Consider the following 20,988-nt stretch of genomic DNA (forward strand, 5'->3'; position numbering starts at 1 on the left):
CTCTGTGGGCTATAACAAAAGCCGAAATATTGATTATAACAAACATGGTTGACGAAAACTTCGTCAACCATGTTTGTTATAATCAATATTTTTTCTGTAAAACCAACAACGGAATTTGACTGGTAAGAGTTAAGTGTTTCAAAACACTTTCACGAAAAAGCCTTTCTAGCAATCCTTTGGGGCGTTGGGCAACCACCACCGCATCGGGTTTTTGATTTTTGATATAGGTATCTATACCCGTAATGGTATCGTCTCGGTGCAAATTCCTGAACACAATACGTTCGCCCTGATACTCTTCTTCTAGCATAGCAATAATGTCGCTAGACGGGAATACCTCGGGTGTTAAATACTCTTTGACGTGTACGGCTTTGGTTTGCTCGATACCCAGTAGTTCGCTAATTTTTATCAATTTATTGATACAGCTTATTTCATCACCTTCCAAATCGGTGGTATATAATACATTTTTGATATTTTGAATTTTGGCATTTTGTGGTACTACCCATACAGGTATTTGTGCTTTCTGGACAACACTCAGGGCAGTAGACCCAAAAATATTAGACAAAATACCCCCCGTACCAATACTTCCTATTACAACAAAATCCACTTCTAGTTTTTCGGTAGCTTCTATAATATTATCTACGGCATTGCCAAATACCAGTTTGGTTTCAATTTCGGCAGAGGTTTGTTGGGTCACAAATTGCTTAAATTCTTCCAAGGCATCTTTGGTTTCTTCGAGGGCTTCCTGCATAAGTCCTTGTTGTGGTAAAGGAATCACAAACGGAGTGGTAGATACAGGTGGAGCATACGCATGAAGTATGACAATTTTGGCATTGATAAGCTCGGCCAATGATACAGCAAAGTTGGCGGCGTGTTTGGCATTGGCACTAAAGTCGGTAGGCAGAAGGATTATTTTCATGGTTTCCAAAGTTTTATGTAATCAAAGGTGGCTGAAAAAACACACTTGATAGGTGAGTCTGCTCATACCTTTTTCTGACTTTAATCAGCAATAAGTCAACTGATTAAAGTCATGCTTTTGACCTGCTAAACTCATTCTGATAGCCTTCAATAACTATCATCTTTGCTGATAAAACAGGGGATAAATAAAATAATTATGTTATGGCAAATCACGTACAAATACCAGTCTTGATGCTATTCTATGAATCGCAAAAAGATGGGCTGGACGTTTTTGAACAATTGAAGAAAGACAGCCCAAGCATTGCCAGCTACCTTTCTGTAAATGTGAAGAATAATCCAGAGGTAGCAAAAACTTTTAAGGTAGTACAAATTCCGACATTCTTGATTTTGAAGAATGGGAAAGAATGTTGGCGACACAGCGGCGGTACATCCATAGAGCTAATAAAAAATAATTTAGCTTTGATAGAACCTATCAACAACGAAGCCTTTATTTAAAGGGAAAGTACAAGGTTTGGGTTTTGTAGTGTGTGTACAAAAGCCAAACCCTCATATTATCAAAATAAAAGCCTACTAAACTCTATATCAATAATGTTGTTGAGATACTCCTTACTACGCAAACAAACTTTTGTTGCGTCGATACTATGGCTTATAGTATTACTACCGACGGTGTTTTCTGTAAATGGGCAAACAGAGAAACAGCCCAACGAAACGCTCAAAACGCTTGTCAATCGGCTTTGTTCTGACAAAACTTTTGCAGAACAATGGCAAATCGAAAACCCCGAAGATATTAGGTATTTCTATGAAAAAATCAATTATCAACAGGCTTGGCAAGAAACCAACAATCATTATAAAGATGAGTTTTTGTCGGTACTAATCAAGGCTTCTGATTATGGACTCAACAAAGATAATTACCATTTTGCTTATCTGACAGGGCAAAGCTACCCTACCCTTGAATACGAAGTAGTGCTTACGCATGCCATGCTGTCTTTTTATCGTGATATTGCCAATGGTATAGGAAATATAGATTTATCGTACAATGGCTTGGGCTATCAGAATCATTGTTTGACCCCGCCGTTGGTATTGGCCAATACTTACCAGACAGGAAGCGTGTTGGATGTGCTGTCTTATTTGCAACCACAGTCGTATGGGTATCAATCTACCCAAAAGCTGTTGGTAAGGTTGAATCAATTTTTAGAAAAAGACGACTTTCGTGAGCCAGCTATTTTCTACACAAAAAACCTCGCTGAAAACCAAGAACTCATCAGAAAACTAATGTATCTGGGTTTTTTGCCTAATGTAGATTTGGCCGAAAAACAACGAGAAGGAATAGTCTTGAATGCCCTTAAAGGCTATCAATCTTTGTACGACTTGGTGCCAGATGGTATTTTGGGGCCTGCCACAATGGGCAAATTGTCTATTCCACTCAGCCGTTTAAGAAAACAACTGATTATCAATCTGAACCGTTGGAGAGTACTAAATTGCCTTGATAATCAGCGGTATATCATGATTAATATTCCTTCGGCATCGTTGTCGATGTACGACCGTGACAGCTTGCTAATTCGGATGAAAACGGTGGTCGGAAAACCCGCCACACCCACACCAACCCTTTGTACACAAATCGACCAGATTACCTTTTTCCCTTACTTTTATGTACCTCAAGATATGGCCATCAACGAGCTGTTGCCTGTACAACAGCGAGACCCTACTTTTTTTGAAAATAATGGTTATCAGTTATTAAGCACCAAAGGAGAAGTGATAGAACCTAGTACCGTAAACTGGGCAGAGCTATCCAAAACGAAATTTCCTTATTCGGTAAGGCAAGTGGCAGGTTGTGATAACTCATTAGGAATTGTCAAATTCGATTTCAAAAGCCCTTATCCTTTGTATTTGCACGATACCAATCGAAAAGACTTATTTCGGAAAAATAAACGCTATTTGAGCAATGCTTGTATTCGGATAGAAAAACCTTATGAATTGGCTACTATTTTGTTTCAAGACCGCAATTTGGTAGACGAATTTGTTCAAAAGCGATTTGATACCAATGTGAGTTCAACGGCCCTTGATGTGGATAAACCCACCAAATTGTTTATTACTTACATTACTGTCGATGTCGACGAATTTGGGAGTTTGGTGATTTATGATGATATCTATCAAAAAGATTTGTAGGGCAACAAAAGTCATGATTTTAGCTGATATTCATCCTGTTTGAACTTACAACAACCATATACCTTTGTAGAGTAATCAATTGATTTACAGAGCTTATAACAAAACATTTTAACATAAGAAAACCAATAAGATGACAACTACCACCAACCTCGAAGTTGACCGTACTTTCAAATATCAATTTTACCATCGTGAAAATAGTACTTGGTTAACGTCTTTAAGTTTTTATAAAGATGAAATTACGTATTTCTCTGGCCTATTGAGCAACGTAAAAGAAAAGAATACAAGCTTAGAAATAAGTAATGAAATATTTATTTTTGAACGTGAGCTTAGCAACCTACAAAGCACTATCGAAGGTGTAACACAGTCGATTATTGAGGAGGAGTGGGGTTTTGACGACGACGCTACAGGCAAAGACTTTTTGTTGGGCGAAGAAATTTATAGCCGCCATGTGGGCATTAGAGAACGTTTTCAAGAGACTGAAAAAACCTTTTTAGATACAAAACATCGTTTATATCGCTTTTTGTGCAAAGCACTTTAAGCCAAAATTTTTACTTGTTAGTTTGGGGTATAGAACGGTTTTCTTGCTATAGAAAACCGTTTTTCATCAACCTCATAAGATTTGATTTTTATCAGTTGTTGTTATGATGAATGTTATAACAAGTATCAAAGAAAAAAAGGAACTTTGAATTAGTAAAAAACATAAAAGACATGCAAACTGCTCAATACATACAAGCGGAAGGTTCGTTGAAATTTCAACTGTATCATCGAGAAAACCAACAATGGTTATCAAGTTTAGTGTTTTTTAAAGAGGAAATTCAATATTTCGATAGCTGGCTCGAACGCCTCCAAGCCCTCAATTTGTCGAAAGTATTACAAGATGAATGGATTGTGCTGGAAGAGCGACTTGGACAGCAACGTTTAGAAACCCTCGAATTATTGAAAGCAATAGAACATGAGGAGTTTTTGTTTGGCCTTGAAAGTCAGCAAAAGGATTTTCAATTAGGGGAAGAACACTTTTTGAAACATCGTAATTTTAGAATTAGGTACCATGCTTTAGAGCGCGATTTTCTGACAACTAAGCATGATTTCTATGAGTTTATGACACATATTATGGATTAAAACGATTTAGTTTACCAATAATCTAAGGCTATGGAAACGATGAAATTTGAATTATGCCATCACGAAAATACCAAGTGGGCTGAGTCTTTGACGTTTTACGCCGATGAGATAAAGTTTTTTGTAAAAACTTTACGGGAGGTTTTGGATAGAAATACCAATAGTGAGGTGACTCTACAAGCCAATCATTACCTGACACTTTTTACCAAAGCAGAACAAGAAATAGAAGATCTTGCTATTGGAATTCTTCATCAAGAAGCTGAATTTGCTGAATATGCACAAGGAAAAGCTTTTTTGTTTGACCAAAAAGTAGCGATGATTCATGAGCGACGACGCTCGGCGTTTGAAACCCTCGAAAAGGATTTTACCATTCATAAGCACGAATTGTATAAGTTTTTGACTAAAGTGCTATGATGATAATGGTGTACTGAAGAAGAAATAACAAGTGGTTTAGAGATAGATTTGAATGGCTTCCTTAGTTGAGGAAGCCATTTTTGTTGAATAAATTAAGGTAACACCCACTAACAGACTACAATTTTGTAGCATCAGTACCAAAAGGCTGATTGTAATACCTTTTACCAGTAGATTTATACAAAGCATTGGCAACAGCTCCGAACACAGGAGGGAAAGGCGGCTCGCCAAGACCCGTTGGGTCGATGTTGTTTTGTACAAAATGAACGTCTATTTCTTTGGGTGCTTCGTTATGACGAATGATGCGGTAATTATGGAAATTACTTTGTTCGGCTGCTCCGTTTTTGTGGGTCAATGCCCCGTAAAACGCATTACCGATGCCATCCACAACTGCTCCTTGTACCATGTTTTTGGCGGCATCGGGGTTTACGACAATACCGCAATCAATGGCACTGGTCACTTTTTCAACATAAGGCTGACCGTCACGCATGACTATATCCACCACATGACCAGCGTAAGAATTATGACAGAAATAAGCGGCTACACCACGCTTTTTACCCTTATTTTCGGGTTTGTCCCAGCCCGATTTTTCTCTAAGCAATTCCAATACGCCAGCGTATCGGTCGGCATCGTATTCGTTGTTTTTACCTACTGGATTTTCTTTGGCACGTTTCAATAAATCCAGACGAAAGGCGATTGGGTCTTTGCCCATCGCTTCGGCTACTTCGTCTAAAAATGACTGTTCGGCCGCAGCGTTGAAGTTTGAGCGAGGTGCTCGGAAAGCCCCAATGGTAATATTAGAAGGAATTTCCCAAGCCTCAGCCAAATAATTATCCACCGCACCAGCAGGGAAACGATTGGCATGAATAGGATTTTCGGGAATACCGCCCCCTTTTACGTGAAAAGCAATCAGGTTTTTGTTTGCGTCTAAAGCCGCACGGTAAGTAGCCGTGTACATCGGGCGATAGATGCCGTAAGTCATATCGTCTTCACGGGTATAAATCAATTTGACAGGAGCTTTCAGGCGTTGAGAGATGCGAGCCGCTTCGTACACATATTGCCCATAAGCTCTACGACCAAAACCACCGCCCATACGGGTCATCTGAATCTCTATTTTATCGGCAGGTAAATTCAAGATTTTTGAAAGTGTTGGCTCCATCCAGCCCGGTGCTTGTAAAGGCCCAGCTACCAAAGCTTTATCTTCTGAAACATGGGCGAAGAAGTTCATCGGCTCCATGGTATTATGGGCCAAAAACGGAGCGTTATAAGTCCGTTCAATCACCAGAGCGGCATTTTTGAAAGCCGTTTCTGGGTCGCCATCTTTTCTTAATTGCTGTGCTGGTTTTTTAGCATATTCAGCCATTAATGCCAATTGGTCGCTTGTGGTTTCTAACCTTCCTGGAATGGTTACTTCTCTTTTTCCCCCTCGTCCCATCATGGTTTCTTTGATGTCGCCAGTGGGTTCCCATTGGGCTTTGATTTTTTTACGAGCGTTCATTACTTCCCAAGTAGATTTACCCACAATGGCAATCATTTCGTTGGAAGTACGGGTATCAAAACCACCTTGTTCAAAACCATCGTCATAGAGTTTGAAGCTAAAAATATCCTTGATTCCCGGCATTTTTAAAGCTTGGGAAGCATCAAAGGATTTGAGTTTCATCCCAAAAGCAGGCGGATGCTGAATCATGGCAATGAGCATTCCGTCAACTTTATAATCTATGCCAAAAAGCGGTTTTCCCGTAACTACTTTTACTCCTTCTGTATTTTTCTTTGAATGACTAACGATAGAAAAATCTTTTGGCGTTTTTAGTTGTACTTCTTTCGGAACGGGAATAGTAGCCGCCTTGCTCGCCATTTCGCCATACTTTGCCGATTTTCCGCTTGAATGCGACAAAACACCTGCTTGGGTTGTAATTTCACTGGCTGGTACGCCCCACGTCTGAGCCGCCGCCTCAATAAGCATTTGTCTTGCCGAAGCTCCTGCGTTTCTCAAAGGTTTCCAGTACATTCTTACAGAATTACTACCGCCTGTGAATTGCATTCCTAATTTTACGTTATCGTGTGGTCCCATTTCTACGACCACGTTTTTCCAATCTACGTCCAATTCTTCGGCTACCATCATCGGGAGCGAAGTCATGACATTTTGACCAAATTCGGGATTTGGACAAATAATTTTGATAACATTATCGGGTGTAATTTTGATATAACCGTTGAGTTCATTCCATTGGTCTGGCAAATTCATTGTAGCCATTTTGTCGGCAGCTTGAGCATTGACTAACCAACTAAAACTCAGCATGAGCCCACCACCTGCCAATGCAGAAGACCGTAAGAAATCTCTTCTACTGTGTGATTTTATATTTTTCATAGTCTTTTCCTATTTAGCGTTTGATGTTTTAGCTGCCGTTTTGATTGCTTCTTTAATTCTGAGATAAGTACCACAACGGCAAATATTTCCACTCATAGCGTTGTCAATATCTTCATCGGTTGGCTTAGGATTACTTTTCAGTAAGGCTGATGCCGACATTATTTGCCCACTTTGGCAATAACCACACTGAGCAACATCGTGTTCGAGCCATGCTTGTTGAACAGGATGCGTACCTGTTTCAGATAAGCCTTCAATTGTGGTAATGGCAGATTTACCAATAGCTGACACAGGCAATACACATGAACGAGTTGCATTTCCATCTACATGAATGGTACAAGCACCACATTGAGCCATACCACAGCCAAACTTAGTGCCAGGCATATTAAGGTAGTCACGTAAAACCCATAAAACTGGGGTTGACGAATCAACATCTACGTGCTTTGTTTTTCCGTTTATTTTTAGCGAATATTTTGCCATCTTATTAAGTTTGCTTTTTAGAATCTAACAAAAATATAGGAATAAATATATAAAAAATAATGATTTTCAAATGAAAGCTTACGAAAATCAAATAAGCACTTTAGTTGGAGTAAAAGAGGAATTATGATTTTAGATAGCCTCAGTACTCTGTTGAGCAAAGATGAATGGTACATTAATGATTAAAAGTATGAGACTAGAAAAGATGATTCTATAATACAAAAGTAGAGACTTTACTACCAGAGGATAGTATAAAAATTACTGCTTTTTCTACCATTTTCACTGATTGAAATCTATGCTTTAAGATAGTCCTAAGAGAATGAGTACTTTTGTTTCAAATACTAAAAAAATGGAAATTTTATATCCAATAAACAATATCAGTAGCTACAATGCTGACAATAATCACAAAACACTACACCCTTTGGTGAGTGTGATAGATTTTTCAAAAGCTACTAAAAGAAATTGGGGTACAGAAGCCAAAACTATTAAGTTTCAGTACGGATTATATTGTATTTACCTGAAAGATGTGAAGTGTGGCGATATTCGCTATGGGCGAGATTATTACGACTATCAGGCGGGTACTTTGGTGTTTTTTGCTCCAGGGCAAGTGATGGAAGTAGAGAATCAGGGGATAACTTATCAGCCTATGGGTTATGGTTTGGTTTTTCATCCTGACTTAATACACGGAACAATTCTTGCCAAAACTATCAACGACTATAATTTTTTTAGCTATAAAACCAACGAAGCATTACATATTTCAGACGATGAACGCCAATTGGTTTTAGACCTTTTAGCCAAAATTGAATTAGAACTAAAACAGCCCGTTGACAAGCATAGCAAGAAACTCATAACCTCTAATATAGAATTGTTTCTCAACTATTGTGAACGATTTTACGACCGTCAGTTTATTACTAGGGATAATGTTAATAGAGGAATTTTAACAAAATTTGAAGACTTGCTGAATAACTATTTTCTATCTGAAAAACCGCAAAGTATTGGTGTGCCTTCAGTGGCTTATTGTGCCGATGAACTTCATTTATCTGCTAACTATTTTGGTGATTTAATTAAAAAAGAAACAGGACAAACCGCAAAAGAATATATCCTGAACAAAACGATTGAAATAGCTAAAAATAAAGTGTATGCAGGCGATAAAACCGTGAATGAAATTGCCTACGAATTGGGCTTTAAGTACCCACAGCATTTTACCAGATTGTTTAAACAACGAGTAGGATGTACGCCAAATGAATATAAGCATTTAAACTAAAATCATGCAATCAGTAAAACTAAACAACGGAATCGCAATGCCAATATTAGGCTTTGGTGTGTTCCAAATTCCAGATGCTAATGAATGTGAAAAGACGGTGATTGATGCCATAGAAACGGGTTATCGCCTAATCGACACTGCTGCATCTTACATGAACGAACAAGCGGTAGGAACGGCTATCAAAAACTGTGGCGTAGCCAGAGAAGAACTTTTTATTACGACCAAACTTTGGGTTCAAGATACAGGCTACGAAAAAACAAAATTGGCTTTTCATAAATCTTTAGAGCGATTACAATTAGAGTATTTAGATTTATACTTGATTCACCAACCTTACGGCGATGTTTTTGGCTCGTGGCGAGCGATGGAAGAACTTTATAAAGAAGGTAAAATCAGAGCCATTGGCGTTTCTAATTTCCAGCCCGACAGAATTATGGATTTATTAATGTTTGGAGGAGAAACGCCACCAGCAGTAAACCAAGTAGAAACACATCCTTTCTGCCAGCAAGTAGATAACCAAACGTTTTTAAAAGAAAATAATGTTCAGATAGAATCTTGGGGGCCTTTTGCAGAAGGGAAAAACAATATTTTCCAGAATGAATTATTACGTTCTTTTTCAGCAAAATATAATAAGAGTGTGGCTCAAATCATTCTGAGATGGCTAACCCAAAGGAACGTCGTTGTTATTCCAAAGTCGGTTCGTAAAGAAAGAATGGCGGAAAACTTTAATAGCTTAGATTTTGAACTTGATGAAGCCGACATGGAAAGTATCAAAAATTTAGATACCAAAACAAGTCTCTTTTTCGACCATCGCAACCCCGAAATTATTAAGTGGATGGGCAATAGAAAATTGGATATTTAGAGGAGGGGGTTTAACAAGGGCTTTGACTCAAAAAATAGTGTGTAAAGGTAAAATAATTAAATCCTCATTTACTATTCTCTTAACTAGGTTCATGATAGTGAAAATATATGTCTTAAATACCTCAAACAGATTAAATTTTAGGATTTACCCAATCATCCACTTTATCATACATTAATTGATAAAGACTTCTTTGTGTAATTATAAATCGTGCTCTAAGGTTCATTCCTTTTTTGAATTGACCAATATATCCATTTTTTAATTTAAGGAACGTATTATCTAATGAACATTGAACTTTGAAAACGGGCTGTTGGCTCTGGATAACAAAATCGTTGGCGATACTTATAATCTTTCCACCTGCCAAACCCCATTGATTGTAATTAAAGCTATTTATTTGAAAATTAGCTTGCATCCCTTTTCTCAGGAAACCAATATCCTGTGGATTCACATAGCACTCAACTAGTAAATTTGAATCAGGGGAAATAATACCTAAATTTTCTCCTGCCTGTACACTACTCCCTATATACTTACCTGTCAACTGTTGGATAGTACCAGTAGCAGATGCTTTAATTACATACTGTTCCTTTTCTTCTAATAATTGTTTTTGGATTGCTTGCAATTCTGTAAGCTCAATCTGATAGTGGCTCAAATCAGATTGCCAAAGCGTAATTTGCTTTTCAGTACTTGAACGGAACTCCGCAAGTAGTTGATTATAAGCATATTCTTTTTCGTCAAATTCACGCATCGCAATCACTTTTTCTCTATATAGAGTTCGGTCAGTATCTAACTCCTTCTTGACTTTGCGTTGGTGTTGGATATTTTCTTGAAGTGTGTATTTAAACTGATTATACTGTTGAGTGTATAATGGAGACGTTAAACCTTTTATCTTTAGAATCGAAGATGAATCAATTTTTACTAATAAGAATAGGTCTTGGATTAGTTGTGTTTTTTCATGTTGTTGGTGAGTGTTCAATCGAATTTTTGTATCCAAAACATCTGTTTTAAGAACAAAAAGGGGCTGTCCCTGAACGATTAGTGTATTTTCTTTTGCCCTTACATCAGCAATTAAACCCGAAACTAAGGAATGTATTTCGGTCTTATCGGCTACTGTTCTGATAATCCCATTACTTTGGACTGATACATCAACGAAAATGAATGGAGTAGCAGCAAAAGCTCCAATAATGGCTAACAAAACAAGCATAAAAATAGACTGACTTCTTATCGAAACACTTGGCAAATAAGATTCGATAGTATTTTCAATAATTTCAGGTGGGAAAAGCTGAGATTGCATAGGACTAATATTTAAACTAATTCAAATTGTTGTTTCCATAGACGACTATATGCAGAATTGTTCTGTAAAATTTCTTCATGTGAACCTTCTTCTACAAGTTTCCCATTTTCAAGAACAATAATTTTATCTGCATTTTTGATAGTACTGAGACGATGAGCAATAATTATTATAGTCTTTTGTTGGTTTCGTAGTCGTTGAATGACTCTTTGGACGTATTGTTCCGAAATACTATCTAAAGCAGATGTGGCTTCATCTAACATCAAAATCTCAGGGTCTCGGTATAAAGCTCTGGCGATAGCAATTCGTTGGCGTTGACCACCTGAAAGGCTCGTTCCGTTCTCTCCAATATAAGTCCCAAAACCTTGTGGGAGTTTTTGGACAAACTCCGTAATGCCCAATTCTTCGCAAATTTGTAGGATTTTAGGCATATTAGGAGCATAATCTCCAAGGGCTATGTTATCAATAAAATTTCCAGAAAATAGGTCGGTTTGTTGAGGAACAACTGCCACTTTCTGACGGAGACTTTCATTTTTTACATGACGAATATCAAAATTTCCAATCATCACGCTACCTGACTGTAAAGGGTAAAGATTTTGAAGTAGAGAAATCAAGGTGGACTTACCCGAACCACTTTCACCCACAATGGCGGTGATTCTCCCTTTGGGAATGGTAATAGTCAAATCATTGAATACTTGTACCCTTGAACCATAACGAAATGATACGTTTTTAAACAAAATATCGCCTATCAAATCGGACATTAAACTTACTTTTTCAGAGGTTTCTTCTCGTTCCAAATCCATGATTTCAAATAAACGGTCTGCTGCAATTAATGCCTCTTGAATGGTTCGATTGGCGGTAATTAATTGTCCTGCTGGCCCCGTAAAATAGCCAATTAGAGCGTAGAAAGATAATAATTCGCCAGCTGTAATTTCATTTTGAATGACAAAATAACCTCCTGCCCACAATAAAATAATGGTGAATAATCGGGATATAACTTCATTAGCTGTACCCGCATAAATGCTACTCATGCTTACTTCAAGGATGGTACGAAGCATGGTAATAAAACGAGTTTCAGTCTTGATATTGGCAAACTGCTCTACTCCAAAACGTTTAATGGTAGCTACAGAGGTAATAGATTCGACCAATTGGGATTCTAAATCAGCTGATTTTTCCATTAATTTTCGTTGCTGACGACGATTTATTTTATTGACTATCACATAAATACTCACATACAAAGGGATAATAGCCAACATAATCAAAGCCAATTTCCAATAATAAGTGAACATCAATCCAAACGAAAATAGTACAATAAAAATATTGACAATCAGACTAAGAGCTACATCGTTAATAAAAACTCGAATCTTGACCGCATCATTTATCCGAGAGATAATTTCCCCTACTCGCATAGTATCAAAAAACTGTTGGGGCAATTGTAGAAGATGTTTGTAATACCCCAAAATAAGCCTTGCATCAATCTGCTGACCTGTTTTTAATGCAAAAACAGATTTGATTGTACCAACTAGTATTTGTAATAAGAGTATCAAAATCATTCCAATACTGAGTAAATTCAATAAGTTTTGATTACTCTCTGGAATGACATAATCCGTAATTTTTTGAATATAAATAGAGGTAGAAAGCCCTAAAGTTGTATAAATCACAGCTCCAAAAAGGGCTTGAAGCATGACAGTTTTGTGAGGTTGTAGCAAAAACCAAAATCTCCGAAGCGAAGAAATTTTTTCATTGCCCGTTTTGAATTGTTCATCGGGCAAAAGCAATACCAAAACGCCCGTCCATTCTTTGGTGAACTCCTCAATGGTCTTTTTGTGCATACGTCCATCGCCTGGATCCATTACGCTTATGTGAGTAGATGAAACCTCATAAATAATCACAAAATGGTGCAGCGTTTCCTTTATGATTACATGAGCAATAGCAGGTTTGGGAATTTTGCTTAAACTCTCCAGTGTACCTCTAACACCTTTTGCTTGAAACCCCAATTGCTGAGCTGCCTCAATCATCCCCAAAACATTTGTACCTTTTTTATCGGTACTAGCATACTGACGAATACGAGCAATTGGCAGTTGTAGCTTATAAAAAGCTGCTACCGAAGCCAACAGGCAGCACCACAATCGGTAATGTCGTGTTGTTTTATGAGGATTTTCTTGTTCATGGTGTTTTCAGAATAACCAACCGTGTAGGCTGTGGAGGAGTAATAGGATTAAGGTGAACTTTAGGATTTAGACAGTTAAACGATTTGTTTATGTATCATCAATAATTGTTGAACTTTTTGTCCCATTTGTGTTAAACCTTGATTAATAACAGAAGGGAGTGTAGATTTTATCTCTGCAATAGTTATATTTTCAGCAAAATTGATGTTTTGGATTCTACATTGACCATTGATAGAAATAGTAATTTTATTATCATTGGAGGTAACCACTTCTTCCATCGAAAGAAGTTGATTTTGAAATTGAGCGATTTGTTGTGGGGTCATGTTAGAAAAGTTTAAATTGATTGAAATATTTTAAAAAACTAACTCAAAAAGATGCTCCAAAACTCCATCTAAAAGTTAGATTATCATTCATTTTTGAAAACGAATTATTTCCATATCTGATAAATGCACCGATACCAAAATCTAAATAGATTACTTGTAAATATTTGATTCTAAGTAGTTTATTTAATGATAGACCTGATTCAAAATAGCCCTTGTCCAAACTTTTAGTGTCCAATCCTTGATGATTTTGTGGATTTCTAAGACTGCCATAACTTACGCCTTGTGAGATAATTAATTCGGGCTGGAAAGATGCTTTCTTGCTCAGAAATAGCCTTCCTATATTTTGTTGAATTAATAAACTGGCTTGTTGGTCAGATGTAAATTCATACAAGCCCATCGTTTGAAAAGTATTAGGAATCATTAGATAACCTAATCTATTAGAACTCCCCGCACCATTTATTAGATATGAATAGGGCAAATCTCCCCAAATTTTTGAGAATTTCAATTGATAAAAGGTCTTTCCCAAAATTCGATGAACTAACTGTTGTTGAAAACTGAGATTTATTTTAGTATAATCAAATTGAGAATTTAGAACTCTGTTTAAGCCTTTCTCGAAAGAGCATTGCAAAATTGCTTTGGCAGGTTCAGATTGATAGATTACTTGACTTAACTGAGCAAATTTCTCACCCCAAGCCCAACGAAACCCTACTTGTAAAGCACTTATTTTGAATGATTCAGTAGAAAATTTACTAGCATTTTCCTTAAATTGATAAGGATATGCAGGATTTCGGGTTTCATTAGTAAAACTCATTTGTACTAATCCATTTCTTGAAATGGGCGTTTGAAATGATATTTTAGCTTGCTGAACACTGTCCATACGCTCAATCAAAAAATTACGAAAACCAAAATCCAATAGATTATTTTTTCTTCCAAAATCTAACTCATTACCACAAGGTTCAACAACATCTTGCTTGAAAGAGGCTTGCAAAAATGTATTTGTGTTCTTAACATTTAAACGAGTCGAAAAGCCATATTTAAAGGCTTTATCCTTAAAACCATACCCCAAATACCCTTCGGCAGATAATCTTTCAGATAATATTTTTCCAGTATTCAGTCCAAATCCAATCCTTATCCCTTCATAATTATTTTGGTCGAATAAAGTATTTAGAGGAATTTGAAACTTATGAAAAGGAATATATCCCGAAATAAACGTTTCCATTAAATCAAACATTCTATCCATCTTTTCTAATTTATTAGCTGGCAGGGATTCATAAAATTTATAGGTATTTTGCTCTTTTAAATTAAGACTGTCTGACCTGTATTTATTCCAAAAACTTTCATCCGCTTGATAGCTTTTGGAATTAATAACCCTACTTAATCCAGAAAAATCTGTTTTTTTAATCGGGTTATTTATTTGTATATCAGACATATAGGTTTTATGAGTATATTTAATCACTCTTCGCACATACATTTGTTTCGCATTTTTCGCAGCTTTATTTGGTACAGATACATTTACAATTAATTCCGTATTTTGTTGTTTAGGAAACCAGTGGTTTTCAACTTTCTCATAATGTTGTTGCATTCTGAAAATCATGGTTGAATTTATATTCGCTGTTTCAGCACTAATATTTTCAATGGCATAGCCATCAGTATTGATATGAAGTAATCCTTTAAATCCTTCAAAAGTAGTCGAGGTTTTTGGCGAAAATGCAATTACAAAAGTCGTATCGTTGGCATTAACGATTGTGTCTGACAATACAAAATCATATTTCTTCCAACTATTCTGACTAATTGGGTTTAGATAATATTTATTGTCAATCTTTAAATGAATAAGCTCATCATAAAAACTAAATGGCTGAAAATCGGTAAGTATAGAGGAAAATAAAGGGTTTTTTATTCCAGATGTTTTATGTGAAATGATAGTTTCTTCTTCAAAATTTGGTTGTAGAAATTGATGCTTAGTTCGAGATTCACTCATTAAAAAATACTGGTCTTTCCGTTTTTGTAGAGAATCAGCAGATACCAATTCCGTAGAAAGTTTAGAATAAGCATAATGGCTAAATGAATTTAACTTCTTAGGGTTATTATTGTCTCTATTTGAAACCGCTTTTTTAATAATGCTAAAAGCAGGATTAAAATTATTGACTATAATTTCAGACAAAATATTCTCTTTGGAAACAAGTTTTATGACAGACGGATAAGGACTTGACAAACGCAGTGTTTGGTAACTGACATGACTAATCAGAATGCCACCTTTAAATTTATTATCTAATAAAATTACACCATCAATATTTGAAGAAAGCCCATTTTTAGTACCTAATGCTTGAATATTAACAAAAGGAATGGCTTGTTGAGTATTTTGGTCTATGATTTTGATTTTTTGTGCAATTGCCTGATTTAAAAATAGGGTTAGCACAAGAAAAACGGTGTTTTTAAATTTCATTAGTATCTTATTTTTTAAAACCAATGACTACTTAAATCAAGCAGCCACTGGTTAAGAAATTATTAATCATTCCAATGGTCAGCGACATAAATGATTGCTCCTATAAGAATCAGCCACCAAAAGCCGCCAGTTGTCTCCACCATTTCAGTATGAGAAAGTTCTGTTGTTTCGTATTGTTCAAAATTTAATTTCATATTTTTTTAGTTTTAAATTACAATAAAATACAAAGAATAATTCCCACGACCATTAAAACTTCTCCGAGTTTTCCCCACCAGCTACCGCCATCAATACATAACATTTCATCAAAATTTAGTGTATCTACACCATAATTTTCTAATGCCAAATTTTTCATGTTTTTAAATCTTAAAAAATAAAAATGCCTACTCAATCAAAGGTCTTTTCGGCTTCCACCTGTCGTTGCAACTAACAGTACGAAGTTCTGACAGTTTGGCTTAAAAGTAAATCCTACCAAAGTAGGATTTTAGTAGTAATTTTATAGAGCTTTGGTAGTCGATTCCATATTTATCTTTAATAAAAACTTCATCATTTTACTTTTTCCTTTGATTCCCGCTTTTTGCATAATATTTTTTCGATGGCATTTTACAGTACTTTCAGCTATGCAAAGCATAGCACCAATCTCATTATTGGTAATTCCTTCAGAAGCAAGTTTAAGAACTTTTATTTCCTGTCGAGTGAAATGTATATCCGATTCAATGGTGTTTAAAAGTTTTAGATTCATATAGTTTACAAATTATGTAGGGTTATAGATAGCTGAGCTTATTGCTAAGCGTTACTGAAAAGGCTGTTGAAAGCTCAACTTTGTGTACAAACCTATAAAAAGTCACTGAACTGAGAGTTCAGTAGGAAGATTTTATAAAAAAACAATTAGGGGTTGATATATTGAGGGTGAAAAATGGATATAAATATGTGATTGGTATATGGAAATTCGACTAAATATTTTAAATAAATACGCTGAAAATTTGTAACAGGCTATCTTGGGAAATATATTTGAAGTACATTTGGGAGTGGTAAAAGATAGGAATAACTAAATAATATGAATACCTATTGGCTATAGACTGCCTGTAAAAAATAGTACTCTTCACTTAAAAATACACTTATGATTTTGAAAATTTGCCAACGTCTTATCTACTTAGATAGGCTTATAAAGTTAAAAGCAACAGGAACACCTAAGGAACTCTCTCAAAAACTGGGCGTTACCGAGCGTGCATGGTACAAATATCGAGACGAGTTAATCAATGGCTTAAATTTGCCTATTGTTTATTGCTCCTTTTGTAGAAGTTATATTTATACTGAAGAAGGTAGCTTTGAAATAGGTTTTCGGAAAATAAACGATGATGAAAATGAAGATTTGAATACAGTAGAAATAATAACTGTGGAGGAGGTAGATATCATTAATAGGTTATAATAAATTCAGTTCAGACTTTCTTGATGAGTATATTCCTCTTAGTCGCTGAGCTAGTGGTTTTGCAACTAAGAGGATTTTACCTTGTTCTTCTTCCCCTAAAGTAATTCATTGTGAATAAGTGCATCTAAATCTAAGATACGACCTATTTTGGCATTGCATTCTTCTGGTGTGGCCATTTCCCATTCGTTTAGGTTTTGAATAGTTTTGTCTGCTATATTGGTGAGAGCCTCGTTGGTCAAAAATGCCTGATGCCCTGTAACAAGTACATTATTAAAGTTCATCAAATCGGTTAAGAGTTTGTCCTTCCCTTCAGTTGGAAAATGGTTTTTGAAGAAAATACCTCGCTCATTTTCATAAACATCGAGTCCTAAGTAGCCGATTTTCCTGTCTCGTAAGGCTTCTAATACATCAACCGTATTGAGTAGCCCTCCACGGCTAGTGTTGATAAGCATTACATTTTTTTTCATCAGTTCAAGCTGAGGCTTGCTAATCAAATGCTTGGTTTCGTCGGTAAGTGGGGCATGTAATGTAATAATATCGGAAGCCGCCAGAAGTTCGTCCAATTCTACAAATTTCATTTGCTCGGTCGATGTACGGTAGTTTTTCACATAGTTGTCGTACACCAATAATTTACAGCCAAAGCCTTTCAGAATATCAGCTACAACGCCACCAATAGTACCCAAGCCAATAATACCTACTGTTTTTTGGTACATATCAAAGCCAATCAAACTACTTAGTTCAAACTGATAAGCGTGCGATTTGGCGTTGGCTATAATTAATTTCCTGTTCAACGCCAGCATTAATGCCACCGTATGTTCGGCTACTGAATTGGGCGAATAATGTGGAACATTGGCAATTCTGATACCTAATTCACTGGCTACCTTTAAGTCAATGTGGTCGATACCTACCGAACGTGTGGCTACGTATTGGACACCCACTTGATGTAATTTGCGAAGTACATCACCAGAAGCATCGTCATTGGTAAATAGTACCACAGCATCGTATCCTTTGGCCATACTAGCAGTATCAAGATTGAGCGGTTTGCTGGTTACCGTTAAATCATGTTTTTGTTGATTGGCATCTAACAAATACGATTTTTCAAATTCTTTGGTACTATAAATTAAAGCTTTCATACGCAGGGATATTTTGAATGATTACCCAAAGATACAGGTATTCTGGGGGGGTGTTCCATGATAATAATCAGCTACCTAGCAAGCAATCGTCAGATACCCCAAAAATATAACACAGGCTTATTCTATAATAAAAAATACCAATTGCTTTTATCTTTCAGAATACTACAGTAAGTTTGTCGCAGACTTTAGGGGTGCCTTAATATACGGGCTGAGATTATACCCTTTGAACCTGAACAACGTAATGGTTGCGAAGGAAAAAGCAGAGCCGATTACCTTTTTGAGAATAACTGGGTTATTTTTCAGAAAAGCTCAACACAAGCTGTTTTTCATCAAGTCATATTGCTGGTAGATTTTATGACCCTTTGCTGGGGGTATTTACGGTATATGTTATGTATGGCTGTGTCGATGGGCTTACTCTTTTCTATCTTTTTTAGATTCAAGGATTATTTCACTTGCTCCTAGAGGTCTGTTGTTGTTTTAAACCCTAAACAATTATGACCCTTTTTGTCAATAATCAAGCATTAGATTTTCCAGAAGAAGTTACCGTGGCAATGCTCTTAAACGAGCAGCAACTCACACATCTCAAAGGTTTGGCCATTGCTGTCAATGATTGGGTTTTGCCCAAAACTGCCTGGGCAAATTATCGTTTTTCGCACAACGACCATATTACCATAATTAGGGCCAGTCAAGGTGGGTAATAATAGGGCATTTTTCCGACACTATCTTATTTCGTTTTACTCAACCTCAATATTTTCATGAAAAAATACCAAGAAAGTCAGCCAAGCGAACAGGCCATTAGCAGAACTCCGTTTCCCAACTCAAAGAAAATTTATGTAAAAGGACAAATCCATGACATAGAAGTGGCTATGCGTGAAATATCCCTTACCGACACCAAAATCAATGGAAGGGTTTTTACGAAAAATCCTTCTGTAACGGTTTATGATACCTCTGGGCCTTATACCGATAGCAATATCGAGATAGACGTAAGAAAAGGATTGCCCAAACTTCGTGAAAATTGGATTATCAATAGAAACGATACCGAACAGCTTACAGGTATTTCGTCGGAATATGGACAAGCACGCTTGGCTATGCAATCGCTAGATGAGCTACGGTTTAACTACCTATCGAATCCACGTCGTGCTCAAAAAGGCAAAAATGTTACACAGCTACATTATGCCCGCAAAGGAATTATTACGCACGAAATGGAATATATTGCCATTCGTGAAAACCAAAAAATTGAAGAAATACAACAACTAGGACATCAACATGCAGGATACAGCTTTGGAGCAAATACACCAAAGGGAGCTATTACACCCGAATTTGTCCGACAAGAAATAGCCGCAGGGCGAGCCATTATTCCTACGAATATTAACCACCCCGAAAGCGAACCCATGATTATTGGACGTAACTTTTTGGTAAAAATCAATGCCAATATAGGTAACTCGGCGGTTAGCTCAAGTATAGAAGAAGAAGTAGAAAAAGCCGTTTGGGCTTGCCGTTGGGGTGCCGACACCATCATGGATTTATCGACAGGGAAAAATATCCATGAAACACGAGAGTGGATTATTCGCAATTCGCCTGTGCCTATTGGTACAGTACCCATTTATCAGGCTTTAGAAAAAGTAGGAGGAAAAGCCGAAGCCCTAACATGGGAGCTATTCAGAGATACCCTTATTGAGCAAGCCGAACAAGGTGTCGATTATTTTACGATTCATGCTGGAGTACTACTTCGTTATGTACCACTTACGGCCAAGCGAGTTACAGGGATTGTGTCCAGAGGAGGGAGTATTATGGCCAAATGGTGTTTGGCACATCACAAAGAAAACTTTTTGTATACTCACTTTGAAGAAATTTGTGAAATTATGAAAGCCTACGATGTGAGCTTTTCGTTGGGCGATGGCCTACGCCCTGGTAGTATTGCCGATGCCAACGACGAAGCTCAATTTGGCGAGTTGGAAACTTTGGGCGAGCTTACCAAAATTGCATGGAAGCACGATATTCAGGTAATGATAGAAGGCCCTGGGCATGTGCCTATGCACTTGATTAAGGAAAATATGGACAAGCAACTCAAAGCGTGCGACGAAGCTCCATTTTATACTTTGGGGCCATTAACCACCGATATTGCACCTGGCTACGACCATATTACGTCGGGTATTGGGGCGGCTATGATTGGGTGGTTTGGCTGTGCCATGCTTTGTTATGTTACACCCAAAGAGCACTTGGGGCTACCCAACAAAAAAGACGTAAAAGATGGGGTGATTACTTACAAAATTGCAGCTCATGCTGCCGATTTGGCCAAAGGACACGTGGGGGCTCAGGTACGTGACAATGCTCTTAGCAAAGCCCGCTTTGAGTTTCGTTGGGACGACCAGTTTAACCTTTCACTCGACCCCGACACCGCTCGTGAATACCACGACGAAACCCTTCCAGCCGAAGGAGCTAAAATCGCCCATTTTTGCTCTATGTGTGGCCCCAACTTTTGTTCTATGAAAATAACCCAAGAGGTAAGAGAATATGCCCAAAGCCAAGGAATTAGTGATGAAGAAGCTTTAGGCTTAGGAATGCAAGAACAAGCCAAAATCTTCGTTGAAAAAGGAGCGAAGGTATATTGGTAAACCAACGTATAAACCAATTTTGGCC

Annotated in this window: 20 protein-coding genes, 1 pseudogene and 1 riboswitch; of the genes and pseudogenes, 10 read left to right on the plus strand and 11 right to left on the minus strand. The window is 37.0% G+C overall.

Annotated elements, in window-relative coordinates; all coding sequences use genetic code 11:
• Positions 1-82: 82 nt before the first annotated feature.
• Complete coding sequence (locus FLEMA_RS0152695; protein ID WP_044173467.1) at positions 83-916, minus strand: universal stress protein; 834 nt, start codon at positions 914-916, stop codon at positions 83-85.
• Between the two features lie 200 nt (positions 917-1,116).
• Between FLEMA_RS0152695 and FLEMA_RS73865 the strand changes: the two genes are divergently transcribed.
• The 5 genes from FLEMA_RS73865 to FLEMA_RS73885 all read left to right on the plus strand — a co-directional run bounded on the left by FLEMA_RS73865 (position 1,117) and on the right by FLEMA_RS73885 (position 4,611).
• Positions 1,117-1,410, plus strand: a complete 294-nt coding sequence (locus FLEMA_RS73865; protein WP_044173469.1) for a thioredoxin family protein — start codon at positions 1,117-1,119, stop codon at positions 1,408-1,410.
• Positions 1,411-1,581: 171 nt separating this feature from the next.
• Complete coding sequence (locus FLEMA_RS76310; protein WP_052354255.1) at positions 1,582-3,081, plus strand: L,D-transpeptidase scaffold domain-containing protein; 1,500 nt, start codon at positions 1,582-1,584, stop codon at positions 3,079-3,081.
• A gap of 130 nt (positions 3,082-3,211) precedes the next feature.
• A complete protein-coding gene (locus tag FLEMA_RS73875) occupies positions 3,212-3,619 on the plus strand; it encodes a hypothetical protein (RefSeq protein WP_044173471.1) in 408 nt (135 codons plus the stop codon).
• Between the two features lie 170 nt (positions 3,620-3,789).
• A complete protein-coding gene (locus tag FLEMA_RS73880) occupies positions 3,790-4,200 on the plus strand; it encodes a hypothetical protein (protein ID WP_044173473.1) in 411 nt (136 codons plus the stop codon).
• A gap of 30 nt (positions 4,201-4,230) precedes the next feature.
• The gene (locus FLEMA_RS73885; RefSeq protein WP_144080153.1) at positions 4,231-4,611 is read left to right on the plus strand and encodes a hypothetical protein; all 381 of its coding nucleotides are present in this window, start codon (positions 4,231-4,233) and stop codon (positions 4,609-4,611) included.
• A 115-nt stretch (positions 4,612-4,726) separates the two neighbouring features.
• On the opposite strand, the gene FLEMA_RS0152825 is transcribed toward FLEMA_RS73885, so the two are convergent.
• Positions 4,727-6,973: a xanthine dehydrogenase family protein molybdopterin-binding subunit gene (locus FLEMA_RS0152825; RefSeq protein ID WP_026997192.1), complete on the minus strand. Its 2,247-nt coding sequence runs from the start codon at positions 6,971-6,973 to the stop codon at positions 4,727-4,729.
• A gap of 9 nt (positions 6,974-6,982) precedes the next feature.
• Positions 6,983-7,450, minus strand: coding sequence for a (2Fe-2S)-binding protein (locus FLEMA_RS0152830; protein WP_026997193.1), 468 nt, complete (start codon positions 7,448-7,450; stop codon positions 6,983-6,985).
• Positions 7,451-7,796: 346 nt separating this feature from the next.
• Here FLEMA_RS0152830 and FLEMA_RS73890 point away from each other — a divergent pair, with 346 nt between their 5' ends.
• On the plus strand, positions 7,797-8,711 hold the full coding sequence (locus tag FLEMA_RS73890; RefSeq protein WP_044175211.1) for a helix-turn-helix domain-containing protein: 915 nt from the start codon (positions 7,797-7,799) through the stop codon (positions 8,709-8,711).
• Between the two features lie 4 nt (positions 8,712-8,715).
• Positions 8,716-9,570 (plus strand): aldo/keto reductase, encoded by an 855-nt coding sequence (locus FLEMA_RS73895; RefSeq protein WP_044173477.1) that lies wholly within the window; start codon positions 8,716-8,718, stop codon positions 9,568-9,570.
• 130 nt (positions 9,571-9,700) lie between these two features.
• Here FLEMA_RS73895 and FLEMA_RS73900 read toward each other — a convergent pair whose 3' ends face one another.
• The 7 genes and pseudogenes from FLEMA_RS73900 to FLEMA_RS73915 form a co-directional block, all read right to left on the minus strand.
• Positions 9,701-10,858, minus strand: a complete 1,158-nt coding sequence (locus tag FLEMA_RS73900) for an HlyD family secretion protein (protein ID WP_044173480.1) — start codon at positions 10,856-10,858, stop codon at positions 9,701-9,703.
• An 11-nt stretch (positions 10,859-10,869) separates the two neighbouring features.
• Positions 10,870-13,025, minus strand: a pseudogene (locus FLEMA_RS73905) (peptidase domain-containing ABC transporter).
• Positions 13,026-13,100: 75 nt separating this feature from the next.
• Entirely contained in the window at positions 13,101-13,346 is a 246-nt protein-coding gene (locus FLEMA_RS73910; protein WP_044173483.1) for a YbaB/EbfC family nucleoid-associated protein, read from the minus strand.
• 43 nt (positions 13,347-13,389) lie between these two features.
• The gene (locus FLEMA_RS0152905; protein ID WP_044173485.1) at positions 13,390-15,789 is read right to left on the minus strand and encodes a DUF5686 family protein; all 2,400 of its coding nucleotides are present in this window, start codon (positions 15,787-15,789) and stop codon (positions 13,390-13,392) included.
• Positions 15,790-15,851: 62 nt separating this feature from the next.
• Positions 15,852-15,983: a hypothetical protein gene (locus FLEMA_RS77295; protein ID WP_262486525.1), complete on the minus strand. Its 132-nt coding sequence runs from the start codon at positions 15,981-15,983 to the stop codon at positions 15,852-15,854.
• 17 nt (positions 15,984-16,000) lie between these two features.
• On the minus strand, positions 16,001-16,141 hold the full coding sequence (locus FLEMA_RS76990; RefSeq protein WP_159102725.1) for a hypothetical protein: 141 nt from the start codon (positions 16,139-16,141) through the stop codon (positions 16,001-16,003).
• Between the two features lie 141 nt (positions 16,142-16,282).
• On the minus strand, positions 16,283-16,528 hold the full coding sequence (locus tag FLEMA_RS73915; protein ID WP_044173489.1) for a helix-turn-helix transcriptional regulator: 246 nt from the start codon (positions 16,526-16,528) through the stop codon (positions 16,283-16,285).
• A 384-nt stretch (positions 16,529-16,912) separates the two neighbouring features.
• Between FLEMA_RS73915 and FLEMA_RS73920 the strand changes: the two genes are divergently transcribed.
• On the plus strand, positions 16,913-17,215 hold the full coding sequence (locus tag FLEMA_RS73920; RefSeq protein ID WP_144080154.1) for a hypothetical protein: 303 nt from the start codon (positions 16,913-16,915) through the stop codon (positions 17,213-17,215).
• Between the two features lie 95 nt (positions 17,216-17,310).
• Here the strand turns inward: FLEMA_RS73920 and FLEMA_RS73925 are convergent, their stop codons facing one another.
• Positions 17,311-18,348: a 2-hydroxyacid dehydrogenase gene (locus FLEMA_RS73925; RefSeq protein WP_044173492.1), complete on the minus strand. Its 1,038-nt coding sequence runs from the start codon at positions 18,346-18,348 to the stop codon at positions 17,311-17,313.
• 177 nt (positions 18,349-18,525) lie between these two features.
• Positions 18,526-18,621: riboswitch (TPP riboswitch) on the plus strand.
• Between the two features lie 221 nt (positions 18,622-18,842).
• On the opposite strand from FLEMA_RS73925, the gene thiS reads away from it, so the two are divergent.
• Together thiS and thiC are read left to right on the plus strand one after the other, a co-directional pair.
• Positions 18,843-19,046: a sulfur carrier protein ThiS gene (gene thiS, locus FLEMA_RS73930; RefSeq protein ID WP_044173495.1), complete on the plus strand. Its 204-nt coding sequence runs from the start codon at positions 18,843-18,845 to the stop codon at positions 19,044-19,046.
• A gap of 57 nt (positions 19,047-19,103) precedes the next feature.
• A complete protein-coding gene (thiC, locus tag FLEMA_RS73935; protein WP_044173497.1) occupies positions 19,104-20,963 on the plus strand; it encodes a phosphomethylpyrimidine synthase ThiC in 1,860 nt (619 codons plus the stop codon).
• Positions 20,964-20,988: the final 25 nt, after the last annotated feature.

The sequence above is a fragment of the Flectobacillus major DSM 103 genome (genome assembly GCF_000427405.1).
Lineage (GTDB): Bacteria > Bacteroidota > Bacteroidia > Cytophagales > Spirosomataceae > Flectobacillus > Flectobacillus major.